The 19,166-nt window shown below is 41.4% G+C and carries 12 protein-coding genes; all 12 read left to right on the forward strand.

What is annotated here, in order from left to right; genetic code table 11:
• The first annotated feature begins 415 nt into the window (after positions 1–415).
• The 12 genes from Q8M41_RS16875 to Q8M41_RS16930 all read left to right on the forward strand — a co-directional run bounded on the left by Q8M41_RS16875 (position 416) and on the right by Q8M41_RS16930 (position 19,151).
• Complete coding sequence (locus Q8M41_RS16875; protein ID WP_305366474.1) at positions 416–1,570, forward strand: VCBS repeat-containing protein; 1,155 nt, start codon at positions 416–418, stop codon at positions 1,568–1,570.
• 75 nt (positions 1,571–1,645) lie between these two features.
• Entirely contained in the window at positions 1,646–4,354 is a 2,709-nt protein-coding gene (locus Q8M41_RS16880; RefSeq protein WP_305366475.1) for a c-type cytochrome, read from the forward strand.
• A 22-nt stretch (positions 4,355–4,376) separates the two neighbouring features.
• Positions 4,377–5,411, forward strand: coding sequence for an aldose 1-epimerase family protein (locus tag Q8M41_RS16885; RefSeq protein ID WP_305366476.1), 1,035 nt, complete (start codon positions 4,377–4,379; stop codon positions 5,409–5,411).
• A gap of 32 nt (positions 5,412–5,443) precedes the next feature.
• Positions 5,444–6,649: a hypothetical protein gene (locus Q8M41_RS16890; protein WP_305366477.1), complete on the forward strand. Its 1,206-nt coding sequence runs from the start codon at positions 5,444–5,446 to the stop codon at positions 6,647–6,649.
• A 19-nt stretch (positions 6,650–6,668) separates the two neighbouring features.
• Positions 6,669–7,694, forward strand: a complete 1,026-nt coding sequence (locus Q8M41_RS16895; protein ID WP_305366478.1) for a sugar phosphate isomerase/epimerase — start codon at positions 6,669–6,671, stop codon at positions 7,692–7,694.
• A gap of 34 nt (positions 7,695–7,728) precedes the next feature.
• Positions 7,729–8,871, forward strand: coding sequence for a Gfo/Idh/MocA family protein (locus tag Q8M41_RS16900; protein ID WP_305366479.1), 1,143 nt, complete (start codon positions 7,729–7,731; stop codon positions 8,869–8,871).
• Positions 8,872–8,930: 59 nt separating this feature from the next.
• The gene (locus Q8M41_RS16905; protein WP_305366480.1) at positions 8,931–9,713 is read left to right on the forward strand and encodes a DUF1080 domain-containing protein; all 783 of its coding nucleotides are present in this window, start codon (positions 8,931–8,933) and stop codon (positions 9,711–9,713) included.
• Between the two features lie 26 nt (positions 9,714–9,739).
• Entirely contained in the window at positions 9,740–12,805 is a 3,066-nt protein-coding gene (locus tag Q8M41_RS16910; RefSeq protein ID WP_305366481.1) for a PVC-type heme-binding CxxCH protein, read from the forward strand.
• Positions 12,806–12,881: 76 nt separating this feature from the next.
• On the forward strand, positions 12,882–13,730 hold the full coding sequence (locus Q8M41_RS16915) for a sugar phosphate isomerase/epimerase (RefSeq protein WP_305366482.1): 849 nt from the start codon (positions 12,882–12,884) through the stop codon (positions 13,728–13,730).
• Between the two features lie 36 nt (positions 13,731–13,766).
• Positions 13,767–14,882 carry a Gfo/Idh/MocA family protein gene (locus tag Q8M41_RS16920; protein ID WP_305366483.1) on the forward strand — a complete coding sequence of 372 codons (1,116 nt, stop codon included), beginning with the start codon at positions 13,767–13,769 and terminating at the stop codon, positions 14,880–14,882.
• Between the two features lie 45 nt (positions 14,883–14,927).
• A complete protein-coding gene (locus Q8M41_RS16925; RefSeq protein ID WP_305366484.1) occupies positions 14,928–18,107 on the forward strand; it encodes a PVC-type heme-binding CxxCH protein in 3,180 nt (1,059 codons plus the stop codon).
• 21 nt (positions 18,108–18,128) lie between these two features.
• Positions 18,129–19,151: a ThuA domain-containing protein gene (locus Q8M41_RS16930; protein ID WP_305366485.1), complete on the forward strand. Its 1,023-nt coding sequence runs from the start codon at positions 18,129–18,131 to the stop codon at positions 19,149–19,151.
• Positions 19,152–19,166 lie beyond the last annotated feature (15 nt).

Below are 19,166 nucleotides of genomic sequence, written 5' to 3' on the forward strand. Positions count from 1 at the left end.
GGGAATTAAAGGGGGTGGAACCTCCCCGTAGCCCCTCCAAAGGGGCACAGCATAGCGCCTAAATCCCTACTTAATAATAAATTTTGATACTTTGACACCTGTTTAAAGATGTGTCCACACGATAGGACCCTGAAGGGGTCGAATGTATTTAAAATTCTCACATACGATCCCTTCAGGGTCGAAAAATGAGCATTATGGCGTTTCTATAAACATACGACCGCCTTCGGGGTCGAAGCCAAAAATATTTATCCAGAAAACGTGCTTCTAATCTTTTCAAATCACAGCCATGACAGCTCAGGACAGACCTTATTTTTTTAATATTTAATTTGTGTTTGGTATTGGGCAAAGACTTTCTTTTCCTGATTAATTCTATATTTAATTATACAAATCAATAATTACGAATAATTTCTTTTTGATGGCTTCCACAGGATTTTTTTATTATTCAAAAATTTTTATTGGCTTGTGTATTCTGCCACTTTTGTCTTTCCAGACAAGCTCTGAACTCAAATTCAGAAAACAATTGATTGCCTCAGAAAGTGCCGAGTCGGTAGGTGTTTTTGACGTAAATGGAGACCAAAATCCCGATATAATTTCAGGAAGTTACTGGTATGAGGGTCCGGCATTTCTCAATCGTCATTTCATAGGTCAGGTAGAACGGGTAAGTGAATATTATGATGACTTTGCGACCATCCCAATGGATGTTGATGGCGATGAAAAAATAGATTTTATCACGGGTGGCTGGTTTAGTAAAACCCTTCGCTGGCGTAAAAATCCCGGTAATGAAAAAGAGTGGGCTTTATTGGACATTGCACAAACAGGTAATATTGAGACCATACGGGCATGGGATATCGATGGCGACGGTTTTGATGAAATAGTGCCCAATACTCCGGGTAATCCGCTGATATATTACACCCTGAAACGGGATAAAAATAATAAGGCACTCGGGGAATTCGCAAAAACATTGGTTATTGAAAAGCATGGCCATGGTTTGGGCTTTGGAGATATTAATGGAGACGGAAGAGGGGATTTTATAGTTTCGGAAGGCTGGATCGAAGCTCCTGATAACAAAAACAATAAAGCATGGAAGTTGCATACAGATTTTGATCTGAAGGATGCCAGCATTCCTGTAATTGTTGCAGATGTGAATAAGGATGGATTAAATGACCTTATTGCAGGCCATGGTCACTCCTACGGTCTTTATTGGTACGAACAAAAAAGAAAAGAAAAATCAGCTAAATTTATAAAACATCCAATAGATCCTTTTCATTCCCAGTTTCATACAATGGAATGGGTGGATATAGATAATGACGGGCAAATGGAACTGATTACCGGTAAACGTTACCGCGCCCATAATGGTAAAGACCCCGGAGGAAATGAATCGCCGGGACTCTATTATTTTAAATGGAACGGGGAATCATTCACCAAACACGTAATCAGTTACGGTCCTTTTGGAGAGGGCAAGGGTACAGGAATCTTCTTTAGTATCGCAGATCTGCATAAAACCGGCAGGAAAGATATCGTAGTTGCAGGAAAAGATGGCCTCTATGTATTTTTTAATGAGAGACCCTGATTAAAAAAAAATCACCATCATCACAAAAATCAATTTTATATTTAAAATACTTTAAAAATAGCAGTACATAAAATCATGAAACGTAACACGTACTTAAAACTGGCAGGATTGCTGTCTATCGTCTTTTTTCTGGCAATGTCCTTTATTGATAACGTAGAAGAAACTAAGAAAAACAGAGTCAGAGAACTCGATCCGAAAGTTGAGAAACTGAAGTTATTGCCAAATTTCAAGGCAGAATATTTGTACAGCCCCTCTGAAAGCAAAAATGGCTCCTGGGTTGCGATGACTTTCGATCACAAGGGTCGAATGATTGCCTGCGATCAGTACGGCTACCTATACCGTTTAACTATTCCGCCAATTGGCACAGAATCAGTTAAATCAAAAGTAATTGTAGAAAGACTGGAGCTCAAAATTGCAGGTGATACCTCAAAAGCCAAAATAAAAATGGGCTATGCGCAGGGTTTGCTTTACGCATTCAATAGCCTTTACGTGATGGTTAACCATAAAAGTGATACCTCAATGGCTAAGAGTAGTGGTTTGTACCGACTCAAAGACACTGATAATGATGACCAATATGATCAAATAACTTTGCTCAAAGACCTGGTTACTCCGGGAGGTGAACATGGGCCTCACAGTATGGTCATCTCTCCAGATAAAAAATCAATTCATCTAATTGCCGGTAATCATGTTGATGTTCCAAAAATGGAGGCCTATCGTTTACCCGAAACATGGAAAGAAGATAATTTATTCCCATTGATCAAAGATCCAAACGGACATGCCAATGATCGTTATGCACCGGGAGGTTTTGTTGTCAAAATTAATCCGGAAGGAACAAACTGGGAGTTAATCAGTGCAGGTTACCGAAATGCATTTGACCTTGCCTTTAATGAGGTTGGGGATATGTTTGTTTATGATGCAGACATGGAATGGGATTTTGGAATGCCCTGGTACAGGCCTACCCGCATCAGTCATTCAACCAGTGGTAGTGAATTTGGATGGCGCACAGGAAACAGTAAATGGTCGCCTGCTTATCCGGATAACCTGCCGGCAATATTAAATATCGGGCAAGGCTCACCTACAAGTTTGTTTAGTGGAAATAATGCCCGATTCCCTGAAAAATACCGCCGGGGTCTGTTTGCCTTTGACTGGAGTTTCGGAATCATCTATGCCGTTCAACTGACCCCTAGCGGATCTTCTTACAAGGCAACAGCCGAAGAATTTATTTCTGGTGCACCCTTGCCTTTAACTGATGGTATTATCGGGCCTGATGGAGCTATGTATTTTTTAACCGGCGGTCGTAAACTGGATTCAGACCTTTATAGGGTCTATTATGGCGAAAATAATTTAGCGAATGATCCACTAATTACTAAAACTCCTCCGGATATACTTCAGGCGAGAAATTTAAGACGGCAATTGGAAACCTTTCATGCCGGCCCAAATGCAAAAGCAATAGCTCTTGCCTGGCCAAACTTAAAAAACAAAGATCGTTATATCCGATATGCTGCCCGTATAGCAATGGAACATCAGCCGCTTTACCAATGGCAGGAAAAAGCATTCTTAGAGAAAGACCCTCAGATACTTACTCAAGCCATGATTGCTATGGCCAGAACAGGTAACAGGGGTTTACAGGTCAGGATGATTAATACATTGATGAACATCAACTACAATCTATTACCTGAATCTCAACAAATAGATGTTTTAAGGGCCTATGAACTGATAATTTTCAGAATGGGTAAGCCCAATGATGCTGAAAAAGTTAAATTAAGCAGGTATTTGAATCAATTCTATCCTGCAAAAAGCAATGAACTAAATCGCTCATTCAGCAAGGTTTTAGTAGCCCTGGATGACCCTTTAGTCGTTCAAAAAACACTGACCTTACTTGATGGAGTCGTTCTGGACGTGGATGACCAAAAATCTTTCATGCAGTCTTCAGACTTAATTCTGCGTAATCCTCAATACGGACTTGACATTGCAGGAATGCTGGCCAAAACCCCACCTGCACAGCAGATTTATTACGTAACGGCATTAAGTGAAGCAAAAAATGGCTGGACAACAGCATTAAGGGAAAAATATTTCAAATGGTATTATACCGCATTTGGATATAAGGGTGGTAATAGCTTTATTGGTTTTATCGATAAGGCGCGCAAAATGGCTTTAGCTAATCTGCCACAAGATCAAGTCGAGCATTATAATAAGATTTCGGGCAATGAATTACTGACTAATAATGGTATGAAACTGGCCAGTGTGGGCAGCCCTAAAGGTCCGGGAAGAAACTGGAAAATAGATGAAGCTCTGGAAGTTGTTCAGAAAGATTCAACAGACAGAAACTTTGAGCAAGGTGAAATGTTGTTTAGTGCAACCCGCTGTATTTCATGCCACAGCATGAAAGGTGAAGGAGGTGCAGTTGGTCCGGCATTAAGCCAATTGGGAACACGCTTCTCTGCCCGTGATATCCTGGAGTCTATTTTTGAGCCCAATAAAGTGATATCTGATCAATATGCTTATACTTCTTTTTACTTAAAGAATGGTGGTTCGGTAACCGGGAGACTGAAAAATGAAGATTCTGAAAAATATTATATTTCTCAAAATCCTTTTGCCCCACAAACATTGCGTGAGATAATTAAGAGTGATGTGGTAAGAACCAGGATTTCTGATGTATCATCCATGTATCCGGGTATGGTCAATGGCTTAAATAAAGAAGAATTAAAGGACCTGATGGCCTACCTTATTTCAGGATCAAATAAAGATCATCAGGTCTATAAGCCGAAATTATTAAAGAAATAAAGCACAAGAGGAGATTATAATTTTGAACCAACAGTCCTGGCATAATAAAATATCGAATACCAACCAATTGGGAGGTATTGAAACTTCTGTTCTGAATAATGGGGCCGGGCGTGGAACACGCATTGCCTGGATTAATACCGGGTCTGGTCTCCGGTTTAAAGTCGTAATAGACCGCGCAATGGATATAGCCGATGCATTTTATAATCAGCATAGCCTCGCCTGGCTGAGCCATTCGGGAATCAGCACTGCACAGCCTTTATCGGATAAGGGAATCGATTGGCTCAGAACTTTTGGTGGTGGATTAGTTGTTACCTGCGGACTCAGCCATGTTGGGGGACCCGAAAAAGACGAATTTGGCGAACGTGGAATTCATGGACAAATAAGCAATACCCCTGCAGAAATTGTGTCCATAATTCAACCTGATCCCTTATCAGGGAATATGGAAATGAGCATTAGCGGAATCATCAGGGAATCGCAGGCATTAGGAAACAGACTGGAATTAAGACGTACCATTTCTTCCACTTTGGGTAAATCCATAATCCGGATTCAGGATGAGGTAATTAACCGTGGAAATACAGATGCACCGCATATGCTCTTATACCACTGTAATTTCGGCTGGCCCCTCATTGATGAAGGAACAAAAATAAAATGGAATGGCAAATGGAAGCCGCGTGATGGAAATCCAAATAAACTATTTAAAGAAGGGAATGATTTCCATACCTGTCCTGCCCCTTTAGATGATCACAGTGGAGCAGGAGAAGAAGTCGCCTTTATAGATATTGAAACAGATGAATCAGGCGTTTGCTCCTGCGGACTAGAGAATCCAAAAATTGGATTAAGCCTGAATTTAAGATTCCTTAAAAAACAATTACCCTGCTTAACAAATTGGTTGCATTATGGAAAAGGGGAATATGTTGTCGGGCTCGAACCCGGCACAAATCCGCCTATCGGGCAAAGCCGGGCAAGGCGGCAAAATGAATTAATCCTGCTTACTCCTGGAGAAAGCAGAAAATATGACTTAGAAATAGAAGTATTAACAAATAAAGAGGGCTATTAAATTTTAGCCAACAAAACAATTTCAATAAGAATATGAGTTTAGCAAAGAAAGCATTAGAACAAGGAAAAGGAATTCTCAGATTGGCACCAACCTGGGTTCCCCGTTCATTTTGCGTACCGGGAAGAAGAATTAAGTTACACCCGGATGATTATTATGTACTCGGTGGGCAACGTGGTGGTATTGATGAAAGATGGTTATCATCTACCACTCCAGCACAAAACGGACCACTGACAGGGAAAAATGAAGGTTTAAGTCCGGTAGTTTTCAACGAGGGAGGAAAGGATGAGCAATTTTTATTAAAAGATGCCATTGATGAGCTTAAGGGCGAAATTATCGGAGACCGCCTATGGAATGAACACCAAAGCTGGCCGATGTATTCCAAATTCTTTGACAATATGGGTCCCCTACCCCATCATATTCATCACAATGATGAACATGCTTCCAAAATCGGACAAAAAGGTAAACCTGAAGCCTATTATTTTCCACCACAACTAAACAATCATGGCGGAGATTTTCCTTATACCTTCTTTGGTATCGCCCCGGGTACTACAAAAGCACAGATTCGGGAATGTCTGGTGAATTTTACAAAAGGCGATAATAAACTTACCACCTACTCTCAGGCATTTAAACTGGAACCCGGAACCGGATGGGATGTGCCTCCGGGCATGCTTCATGCACCCGGAAGTATGTGTACCTATGAACCGCAAAAAGCGTCCGACGTTTTCGCGATGTATCAATCCCTTGTCAATGAGGCTATTATACCTGAGGAGCTCCTTTGGAACGGAACTCCAAAGGACAGGATTGGCGATTATGACCAGTTGATGGAAGTCATCGACTGGGATTTGAATGTAAATCCGAATATTCTGGAAACCCGGTTTATGCTTCCGAAACCTATGAAGCCTCAGGCTGAAATGGAATCTGAAGGATATATTGAGAACTGGATCTGCTACAGATCAGCGGCATTCAGCGCGAAAGAACTTACTGTATTACCCGGACAAACAGTTACAATCAGGGATAGTGCCTGCTATGGCATGATCGTGATGCAGGGGCATGGTAAATTTGGGGTATGGGATATTGAGACTCCGGCTCTGATCAGATATGGGCAACTTACAAATGATGAGTTCTTTGTAACTGAAAAAGCTGCGAAAGAAGGCGTACGCATTAGCAACCCTTCCAAAACCGATCCAATTGTTATACTGAAACATTTCGGTCCGGAAAACCCGGATCTCATTTTGTAATTATTAAAAAATATAAAATATGGCTGAGAACATTTATCCAAAACTTCACAATGCAACATGGCCTGGCATTGTGGGAAAAGGTCCTGATTCAGAACCACCAATATCATTAGAGAAAATGCTTGAAATGACTGCCGCTGCAGAAGTCGACGGCGTTAAATTCGATGGCGTTGATGTTGGTCTTTTTGACCCATCAATAAATTTAGATGATCTGGATGGCATTAAAAGACTGGCTGATCAGGTAAGCAAATATAATTTAGTAATTGGCAGTCTGGTAGCACCCATTTGGGGCGGACCGGCAATGGGTACAAAAGAAGATCGTGCAAATTTTGTTGATCAGGTACGTAAATCATGTGTTTATGGTCAAAAACTGAAGGAAATGGGTGTACGCCCATATGGTATAATCCGTATTGATTCGGCCAGCAGCGTTGAAAGCTGGGCTAAAGACCCGGTTAATAACACTAAACTGATTGCTCAAACTTTCCGTGAAGCATGTGATGTGGCAGCTGATTATGGTGAAAAGCTTGCCGCTGAAGGCGAAATTTGCTGGGGTGGTATGCATAGCTGGAGAGCAATGCTGGATACACTTGAAGCTGTAGATCGACCGAATATCGGCTTTCAGGCAGACATGTCACATACATTTCTGTATCTCCTTGGTTATAATGCGCCTGAGGATCGCATTTTACCATTTGATTATCAATGGGATGATCGTGAAACGCTGACTGAGGGACTGAAAAAATTAACAGCTGCATTGCGTCCATGGACTTTAGATTTTCACGTTGCTCAGAATGATGGAACAGCTTATGGTTCAGGTTCACATGATAAAACCGGAAGACATTGCCAGGCAACCGATCCAAATGGTAAATTAGATATCTCTATCGACGCCGGGCATTGGCTGCGCAATGAAAATGGAGAATTGACCAAAGCATTTAAACACATTTGCTGGGATGGTTGCATGTTTCCAAATGCTGTTTTAGAGCAACAAAAAACATGGAATGATATTTTGGCGGCGATGATCAAGGTTCGAAATTTAAATAGCTGGTCTTAAGCAATTGATTAATTGAAATTTTCAGAATACAATAATGGCAAATAAAAAAGAATTAAGAATCGGGTTAATTGGATGCGGCTTTATGGGCCGGACCCATTCGAATGGCTACAAAAGAGTTGGTGATTTTTTCCCTGAGTTGGAATATCGTCCGGTTTTAAAAGCAGTTTGCTCCCGTAGCAAAGACAAAGTTCAGGCTTTTGCTGAACAATGGGGCTATGAATCTTTTGAAACAGATTGGAAGGTATTGATTGCCCGTGATGATATTGATGCTGTTGACATCTGCGCACCAAATAATATGCATGCAGAGATTGCTATCGCTGCAGCAGCTGCAGGCAAAATGATCCTGTGTGAAAAACCTCTTTCACGGACTTTAGCTGAAGGAGTAGCCATGGTGGATGCGATTGAAAAAGCAGGCGTACCTAATACAGTATGGTATAATTATCGTCGTGTTCCGGCAGTTTCTTTAGCCAAACAAATTATCGATTCCGGTAAACTGGGTAAAATATTTCACTACAGAGCCAATTTCCTGCAAGACTGGACAATCAATGCTGATCTGCCCCAAGGTGGTGAAGGCTTATGGCGTCTGGATATCGATGCCGCGGGATCTGGTGTTACAGGCGATCTGCTAGCACACTGTATTGATACCGCTATCTGGTTAAATGGAGGCATAAAGGATGTTTCTGCACTTACCGAAACATTCGTTAAAGAACGGATGCATCAGCTGACCGGCAAAAAGGAAAAAGTAGGAATAGACGATGCCTGTATTTTCCATTGCCACTTCAATAATGGATCCTTAGGACTGTTTGAATCTACAAGATATGCCCGCGGACATAAAGCCCTGTACACCTTTGAAATAAATGGTGAACATGCTTCCATTCGCTGGGATCTGCACGACCTGAATCGTCTGGAATATTTTGACCATGCTGATGATTCCATTGTCCGTGGATGGCGCTCCATTCATGTAACTGATGGTGATCAGCCTTATATGGACAAATGGTGGGTTCCCGGACTTTCAATAGGCTACGAACATTCATTTGTGCATCAGGTTGCTGATTTCCTGAAATGTCTTGAAACCGGTGAGCCATGCTCTCCAACCTTTAAAGAGGCATTGGAAACCCAAAAAGTTTGTGAAGCGGTAATCGATTCTGCAAATACAAGAAGCTGGAAAACCATCTAATCAATTGGAAAACAGAGTCAAAAATCATTGAATATTAATCCATTTTATAGCTATTGATCATGTACAAGAAAATTAATTCAATTCAGGGATACTTAATTATGGGTTTCCTCCCGCTATTCATAATCCTTGCGGGCTATAAAATGGCTGATACTAATGAGAAGAAACAAAAAGGTTTTGTTCAAATTTTTGATGGTAAAACCCTCAATGGCTGGGAAGGTGATCCTGCCTACTGGAGAATTGAAAATGGCAATATCATTGGAGAAATTACACCGGCGACCCTGCTTAAACGCAATTCCTTCCTGATTTGGCGGGGAGGAATGCCTGCTGATTTTGAACTTACTTTAGAGTTTAAAATCACAAAGGCAGGCAATAGTGGTATAAACTACCGAAGTGAAGAGCTCAAGGATATCCCCTACGCTTTAAAGGGCTATCAACTCGATATTGATGGAGCTAACCGTTATACCGGACAGAATTATGAAGAACGTGGAAGGACTACCCTGGCCTACAGAGGACAAAAGACTATCATAAAGGCTCAAAATGCCGAGAATGCTGCTGGCGCAGTTCAGTCAAAAATTAAAAATAATGCATGGACCGATTTAACAGTAAAGGGTTCATTAGGGGAATCTGATGCCTTATTGCAAAAGATAAAAAGTGAAGACTGGAATACCTGCCGTTTGGTAGCAAAGGGTAACCGGCTAAAACACTATATCAATGGAGTATTGATGAGTGATGTTAAAGATAATGATACGGTTAACGGAAAATCAAAAGGAATGCTAGGCATGCAGGTACATGTTGGTCCGCCTATGAAAGTGGAGTACCGTAAGATTATGCTTAAGCAATAATTCTATAGGCAAATAAAAACCTAAGCATGAAAAAAAACCTGTTTTCAATATTGCTGGCTCTGTTAGTGATATCAAGTATCATACTCATAAAGGCTTGTAGTTCAGCTAGTTCAAAACAGGTTTATGACCCGGCCGATACCTTACTTACTGAAAGTCAGAAACGCTTAGCTTCCAATGCTTTAAAAGGCCTTGTTATCAGCCCCGGTCTGCAAATTCAGACTATGGCAACAGAGCCAACATTAATAAACCCAACAAATATTGATGTTGATGAACAGGGAAGGGTATGGGTGACTGAAGCTTATAATTATCGTTTTCAAATCAACAATAACAAACCAAGAACTGAAGGTGATCGAATCTTGATTCTGGAGGATAAAGATGGGGATGGTCACCTCGAAACAAGTAAAGTTTTTTATCAGGGTCCTGAACTAAATGCTCCTTTAGGTATCGCTGTACTGGGCAATAGGGTAATAATATCACAAAGCCCTTATGTATGGATTTTTTATGATGATAATGGGGATGATAAAGCGGATCGTAAAGAGATACTTTTTCAGGGTATTGGTGGCGAACAGCATGACCATGGTATGCACTCCTTTACTTTTGGGCCTGATGGCAAATTATACTTCAATTTTGGTAATTCAGGACAAACGCTAAAAGATAAAAACAACAAGGTTGTATTGGATCAGGATGGGGATGAAATTGGCCCCGGAAAGTATCGTGAGGGAATGGTATTCCGTTCTGATCCGGATGGCTCTAATGTAGAATGCCTGGGACACAATTTCAGAAATAATTTTGAACTTGCTGTAGATAGTTACGGAACAATCTGGCAAAGCGATAATGACGATGATGGCAACCGGGGTGTACGCATTAACTATGTGATGGATTATGGAAATTATGGCTACAAGGATGAAATGACCGGTGCGAGCTGGCAGGCAAAAAGGACCAATCTGGAAGATTCTATTCCTTTGCGCCATTGGCATCTCAATGATCCAGGAGTAGTCCCAAATCTTTTACAAACCGGAGCAGGCTCACCTACCGGCATTTTACTTTATGAAGGTTCCTTACTGCCTGAGCCCTTTCAAAATCAAATAATTCACTCCGATCCTGGCCCAAATGTGGTTCGGGCATATCCTGTAAAGAAAAACGGTGCCGGTTATACTGCGGGCATCCTCAACATTCTGAAGGGAGAAAATGACCAATGGTTCCGTCCATCAGACGTATGCATTGCTCCGGATGGTTCCCTGATTGTTGCTGATTGGTACGATCCCGGAGTTGGAGGTCATAGGGTTGGGGATTTACAGAGAGGACGTATCTACAGAATCGCTCCTGATGTTTCGCAGTATAAAATCCCCGGGTACGATTACAGCACACCTGGCGGAGCAATTATCGCACTCCAGAATCCAAATCTTGCTGTAAGAAGGCATGCATGGCTAGCTTTACATGGAATGGGGAAAAAGGCAGTTCCCGGACTTGAAAAATTATGGCGAAAAGCTTCCAACCCAAGGATGCGTGCCAGAGCGTTGTGGGTTTTGGTAAAAATGCCAAATGGAAACAAATATATTAGCGAAGCCATAAAAGATAATAATCCTGATATTAGAATAGCAGGAATCAGGGCGGCAAGACAATTAAAATTGGATCTCATTCCATTGTTAAAAAAACTAGCAGGTGATCAGGATACACAGGTTAGAAGAGAATCAATTATAGCTTTAAGACATAATAAATCGCCGGAAGCAGCTGAATTATGGGCCGGGCTTGCCGATCAATATGATGGGAATGATAGATGGTATTTAGAGGCTTTGGGTATTGCTGCAGACAGACAATGGGACAGTTTTTTTGAAGCTTATTTACAGGTGAATAAGAATCCATTACTCAACCCTGCCGGGAGAGACATCATTTGGCGGGCACGTACCGAAAAGTCTCTTCCATTTCTTGCAAAACTGGCTTCTGATAATCAAAATGACCTTAAATCAAGATTAAGGTATTTCCGTGCTTTCGACTTTCAAACCGGGACGGAAAAATCCAAAATTCTGGTAAAAATGATTGAAGATAATCCTGCAGGCAATATTGAGTTCAAAAGTCTGGTTTTAAATCATCTTGATATCAAAATTGCACTTCAATCTCCCCTGGCGAGGCAAACACTAATGGAGGTATTAAAGGTTTTTTCAGGAAAAGCCGACTATCTCGATTTGGTTAGACGCTATGAACTGCAAAGTGAAACCGCAAACCTCCTGAAATTGGCTATTGCAAAATCAAATGAGCCAATTGGTGTTGATGCAGCACGATTATTACTCGAACTGAAAGGAACTCCAGTACTAAATGATGCCTTAAATACTTCTGATTCAAATCAGATCAACTCAGTTTTGACAGCCTTGGGTGGTGTTGGAAATGCAGCGTCTGTTAGAATATTAGAGAATATTAGCCTTTGGGATCAACAGAATAAGGAAGTTCGCGAAAAAGCGGCTGAAATGCTTGGGAAAAGTCGAACCGGGGAAGATAGAGCACTTGAACTGTTGCGGACAAAAAAAGCTCCATCAGACCTTGTTCCATATTTTGTTGCAGGACTAAAGGGAAGCAGACGAAAAGCTGTTTATGAGGAATCTTTAACCTTTTTACCCGAAACAGCAAAAAATATCAAACCAAAGCTAACAGTTACATTAAATGAATTACTCGCTTTAACCGGGAATTCGCAGAATGGTGCGGCAGTTTTTAAAAGATCCTGTAATGTTTGCCATCAGGTGGGTAAAGAAGGCTTTGATGTCGGTCCGAAACTAACAGAAATTGGTTCTAAACTACCCAAAGAAGGCTTGTTTGATGCTATTATTAATCCTTCAGCAGGAATTAGTTTTGGGTTCGAAACCTGGCTCATTGAATTGAAGGATGGCTCAAGCCTGATGGGAATCATCTCCAGCAGAACTCCAATAGAAATAGAGCTCAGGTTCCCGGGAGGAACAAATCAAAAAATCTTTACCACTAATATTAAAACAATCAGGATTCTGTCTGAATCAATGATGCCTGAAGGCTTGCATGAAACAATGACCAGGCAAGAGCTTGCAGATATCATTCAATACATGGCCACGTTAAAGAAAAAAGGATAAAGATTTAAAATATCTAATAAATCATATTAAATTAATCTTTTATTCATTGAATATCAATCCGTTAATAATACATAAAATGAAATTTGGCATTAATACCTTTCTGTTCACATCTCCGTTCACAAATGAGAGTGTTAATTTGTTCCCTAAATTCAAAGCATGGGGATTTGACTCTGTGGAAATTGCAATTGAGGATCCCTCTCATATAGATCCGCTTATGATCAGGAAGGCATTAGATGAGAGTGGTTTGAAATGTGGCTCTATCTGTGCCGCCATGGGTCCGGGTCGTGATTTAAGAGGATCATCCGAAGATCAGCAGACAGCCATTACCTACATAAAAAGCATTCTCAACATGATGCCTGTCTTAGGTTGCGGCATACTGATCGGACCCCTTTACTCTGCTGTAGGACGTGCCGAATTAGTGAGTAAGGAAGATTATGCAAAACAATGGGAAACTGTTGCCACTCATTTAAAAATGCTGGCAGACTACGCTGAAAAATTAGGTGTAAAAATGGCGATTGAGCCGCTGAACAGATATGAAACCGATTTTATTAATACCTGTGAACAAGGTTTGAAAATGGTTAACCAGGTGAACAGCAAAGCTTTGATGCTTCAACTGGACACTTATCACATGAATATTGAAGAAAAAGATCCCTATCAGGCGATTTTAAATGCAGGAAGTAAATTGGGGCATTTCCACGCGTGTGGCTCAGACCGTGGAACACCGGGTGGCGATCAAATCAATTGGGACAAAATTAGTTCCGCCTTGAATCAGGTGAAGTATGACGGTGAAGTAGTAATAGAATCCTTTATTCCGGATATTGAAATGATTGCTAAGGCCGCCTCCATTTGGAGGCAATTTGAACCTTCACAGGAAGATATAGCAATTAAAGGGTTAAAATTTTTAAGATCTTGTTTAATTAAATAGTACCGGAGTTGTAACCTATATTTTAAACCTCAAGTTATGGATTCAAGACGTAATTTTTTGCAAACATTAAGTGCTTCAATACTCGCTTTATCTATACCCCAACACGGTTTTGCGAGCATTGAGGACTTTTACAGTAAGCCTTATGAAGGCCCCGTTCTTCGGGTTGCAATCATGGGCCTGGGTAGTTACGGAACCCGGGTAGCTGAGGCTATGCAAGCCTGTAAAATGGCTAAATTAGTCGGGCTAATCAGTGGTACGCCTTCTAAAATAAAGAACTGGCAGAGCAAGTATAATATTCCAGAGAAAAACTGTTACAATTACGAGAATTTCGATCTCATTAAAGATAATCCCGACATTGATGCAGTGTACGTAATTACTCCGAATGCCCTGCATCACGATCAGGTAATACGTGTAGCCAAAGCTGGCAAACATGTTATTTGCGAAAAACCAATGGCTTTGAATGCCAAAGAAGGGCAGGAAATGATAGAGGCCTGCAGGAAAGCGAATGTCAAGTTACTCGTAGGATACCGAATGCATTTTGAGCCAAAAACCCTGGAAATAATCCGGATGCGGAAAGAAGGGGAATTGGGGAAAATTATGTTTTTTCAGGGATTATGCGGCTTCAAAATTGGCGACCCTACTCAATGGCGCTTGAATAAGCAATTGGCCGGAGGGGGCTCATTAATGGACATTGGCATCTATGCAATAAATGGGGCACGTTATATGGTAGGCGAAGAGCCTGTTTGGGTAACTGCACAGGAAACCAAGACTAACCCCGAAAAATTTAAAGAAGGCGTTGACGAAAGCATTCAATTTCAATTCGGCTTTCCTGGCGGAGCAGTAGCATCCTGTTTGTCTAGTTACAATATGAGTAATCTGGATCGCTTTTTCTTAGCTGCTGAAAAAGGATTTGCCGAATTACAACCCTCAACAGGTTATGGACCCATCAGGGGCCGCACTAACAAAGGAGAATTAAATCATCCGCATGTTACTCACCAGACTGTACAAATGGAAAAAATGGCTGGTATCATTTTGACAAATGAACCCGCCCAGGTACCTGTAGATGGCGAAGAAGCTCTAAAAGACCTGAAAATTATTGATGCGATCTATTTAGCAGTTAAAACAGGCAAAAAAATAAATTTAAAATTGTAAATGATTTTCTGGTAAACCCCTTACAATAAAATAAGCACCAAGAACATGATAATACCTCAGAAAAAGAATTTGAAAGTACTGCTCTACACCCTAACCCTGGTGCTAATTGCATTAACTGCGTTTAAGTTTACACAATCAGATTCAACTGCCTTAAAAATTAAAAAAGGAGATCACATCATTTTAATTGGAAATAATCTTGGTTCAAGGATGATGAACTACGGTTATTTTGAGACAGAGATGCAGCTTCGGTATCCCGATAGTATGCTGTATATCAGGAACATGTGCGATGGTGGAGATACACCCGGTTTCAGGGCTCATTCGGGTCGTGCATTACCCTGGGCATTCCCGGGTGCTGAAAAATTTCAGACCGAACTTGCAAAAAACTCAAACAGCGAAGGCTTTTATGATAGTCCGGATACCTGGATCACAAACCATAAGGCCGATATTATCATTGCATTTTTTGGATATAATGAGTCTTTTCAAGGCCCAATGGGCCTTGAAAACTATAAAGCTGAGCTTGAAGCCTTCGTAATTCATACCTTAAAACAAAAGTATAACGGTAAGTCATCTCCACAACTAGCCCTTGTTTCACCCATTGCTTTTGAAGACCTGTCGGGTCAGTTAGATCTTCCAAATGGCAAAACTGAAAATAAAAACCTGGAACTCTACTCGCTGGCCATGAAAGAAGTTGCAGCGAAATATAAAGTTCACTATTTAGATGTCTTCACAACCATTAAGCAGTGGTATTTGGCCAATGAAAAACCAATGACCATCGATGGATCACAGTTTACAGAAGCGGCCTATGCTAAATTTGCACCGTTCTTAGCGGATGGGCTTTTCGGTAAAACAAAAGTAAAACCTGCGGTTGAAAGCAATCGCAAATTGGTTCATGCTGCTGTTCAGGAGAAAAACTGGATGTGGCATAACGATATTAAAATCCCCAATGGGGTGCATGTTTTTGGGCGCAGATATAACCCCTTTGGACAGGATAATTATCCTACTGAGCTTAAAAAGATCAGGGAGATGACGGTTATCAGGGATCAGGCTATCTGGATGGCTTTAAAAGGAGAAAAGATGGATCTGGATGCTGCTGACAAGAATACAATAGCCCTTCCAAAAATTGAAACGAACTACAATCCTGATAAAAACGGCAGTCTTAAATACCTTTATGGAGAAGAAGCCCTGGCCAAATTTAAATTACCTCCGGGATACAAAATAGATTTATTTGCTTCTGAAGTAGAATTTAAAGACGTAGAGAATCCGGTTCAATTATCCTTTGACAATAAAGGTAGACTATGGGTTGCAACTATGCCGACTTACCCTCACTGGCAACCGGGAGATAAAAAGCCGAATGATAAAATCATCATTCTCGAAGATACCAATGGCGATGGCAAAGCCGACAAGCAAACAACTTTTTTAGATGGCATTCATTTACCAGTAGGCTTCGAAATAGCGCCTGAAGGTGTCTATGTTTCTCAGGGCACTAATCTGGTACTTTACAAAGACACCAATGGCGATAGTAAAGCTGATTCGAAAGAAATTCTTTTGAGTGGTTTTGATGATCACGATACGCACCATGCACATCATGCCTATACCACAGATCCTTCGGGTGCAATTTACATGGGAGAAGGAGTATTCTTACATACGAATGTAGAAACAGCTTATGGCCCGGTTCGCGCCACAAATGGCGGTTTTTACAGATATAATCCTGTGAGACATCACCTTGAGCGCACTGCTCAACTCTCCATACCGAATCCCTGGGGAATTGCCTTTGATGATTGGGGACAGAACTTCTTTGCTGAAACTTCCGGACCGGATGTACTTTGGATGATGCCCGGTTCTATCAAACCGAGATATGGAGTAGCCACGCACAAATCGACCAACCTGATTGAGGATAAACACCGTGTTCGCCCTACTTCGGGGCTTGAATTTATTTCAAGCCGTCATTTTCCGGATGAGGTTCAGGGGGATATGCTTATCAACAACACCATTGGATTCCTTGGTACTAAAGAGCATATCATGCAGGAAAAAGGTACCGGCTATGCCACAAAACACCGTCAGGATCTGCTGGTTTCAGAAGACAGAAATTTTCGTCCCGTTGATATGGAATTTGCACCGGATGGCTCCCTCTATATTGTTGACTGGCATAACGTTCTGATTGGGCATATGCAGCATAATGTACGTGATCCATTGCGCGACCATTCCCATGGTCGTATTTATCGCATCACCTATCCTTCCAGACCATTAGTAAAACCGGCTAAGATAGATGGCGCAGGCATTGAACAACTGCTTAACAATCTTAAGTTACCTGAATATCGTACCCGCTACCGTACCCGCAGGGAGCTTCGTGGACGTCCGGTTAATCAGGTGCTTGCACAGATCACAAGCTGGACTGCCAGACTTGATAAAAAAGACCCTCAATATGAGCATCATTTGCTGGAAGCATTATGGGTAAGCTGGGGACTAAATAAGGTGGATCAGAAACTCCTTCGCCAGCTACTCCAGGCAAAGGACTACCGGGCACGTGCGGCTGCTGTACGCGTTTTAAGATATACGGGGCATCAGGTTGCTGATCAGACAAGCTTGCTGATGAAGGCAGCTGCTGATGTGCATGGACGTGTAAGGCTTGAAGCAATTGTCACAGCTTCCTGGCTTGGAAAAGACAAAGGCCTGCCCATCGTAATGGAAGCAGGTAAAAAACCGCTTGACGAATGGATGGTTCCGGCCTATGAAACAGCCATTGCTCACCTCAATGGATATGAACGCGCAGTTAAAAAGGAAGAGCCCATTTTAACCGATCTTAAAGGAGCTGAACGCGAGCTTTTCGTCAAAGGAAAAGCAATTTATGCACGTGATGGCTTTTGCAATACCTGTCACCAGAGTGACGGAAAAGGGCTAGGCAGCTCAGGATTCCCACCGCTTGCAGGAACAAAATGGGTAACGGGAAATGAAGAAAGATTGATTAAACTCGTGTTGAAGGGGCTTTATGGCCCAATAGAAGTACTTGATAAAAAATATCCCGGACAAGTACCAATGACACCTTTTGCAGGAATGCTGAACGATGAAGAAGTTGCAGCAGTATTGACTTATGTGCGAAATTCATTTGGGAACAAGGCTTCGGCAATTTCTCCTGAAAAAGTAAAAATGACACGAGCATCAGTAAAAGATAAAACAGGCTTTTACTCACCTGAAGAATTGCTAAATCAACATCCATTAGAGAAATAAACCTATTCAGAAGCTATAAAAATGAACAATCAAAATAACAGGCGGCTACTAGTCATTCTGATCACATTACTATATACAAGCCTTTCATTTGCTCAGAGCAATCCAAAATGGGTTGTGTATCAGGGAAATGAAGGACCCGGAAAAGGTAAACATATTGTATTTGTGAGTGGGGATGAAGAATACCGCTCGGAAGAGGGTTTACCCATGATGGCAAAAATTTTGGCAGAACGCCATGGCTTTAAGTGCACTGTTTTATTTGCTGTAGACCCAAAGACTAATAATATTGATCCAGATAATCAAACAAATATCCCCGGACTTGAACACTTAAAGACAGCCGACCTGATGGTTATGCTATTACGCTTCAGGGAATTACCTGATGAGCAAATGAAACATATTATAGATTATACCAATTCCGGAAAACCAATTGTAGCCTTGCGCACCTCAACACATGCATTCAGCTATTCGCGCAACAAACAAAATTTGTATGCTAAATACAGCTATAACAGCAAGATTAAAGGCTGGGAAGGTGGATATGGCAAGCAGGTGCTTGGTGAAACATGGATCAATCATCATGGCGTACATGCCAAGGAAGGTACCCGGGCATTGATCAATGGACTTGTGAAAGATCATCCAATTTTGCGGGGAGTAAAAGACATCTGGACCCCAACTGATGTATATGGTATTCTGGGCCTGCCAAATGATGCTCAGGTTTTAATATTCGGACAAACCACAATGGGAATGACCTCTACATCCCCTTTGAGCTATGAAAAGTCGGTCATGCCGGTAGCATGGATAAGGAACTACAGTTCAGCAAGTGGTAAAAAAGCGAAGATTTTTACAACCACTATGGGGTCTTCAGTGGATCTGATCAGTGAAGACCTGCGCAGATTACTTGTTAATGCTTGCTATTGGGCAACAGGTATTGAACAGCAAATTTCTGCACAAAATAATGCTCAACTGGTTGGTGAGTACAATCCAACCATGTTTGGTTTCGGAAAATATCAGAGAGGGCTAAGTCCCTCAACTTTTGAATGGAAGAAATAATTTAGAATACTTTTT

It is taken from the genome of Daejeonella sp., assembly GCF_030684675.1.
Taxonomy (GTDB): Bacteria; Bacteroidota; Bacteroidia; order Sphingobacteriales; family Sphingobacteriaceae; genus Daejeonella.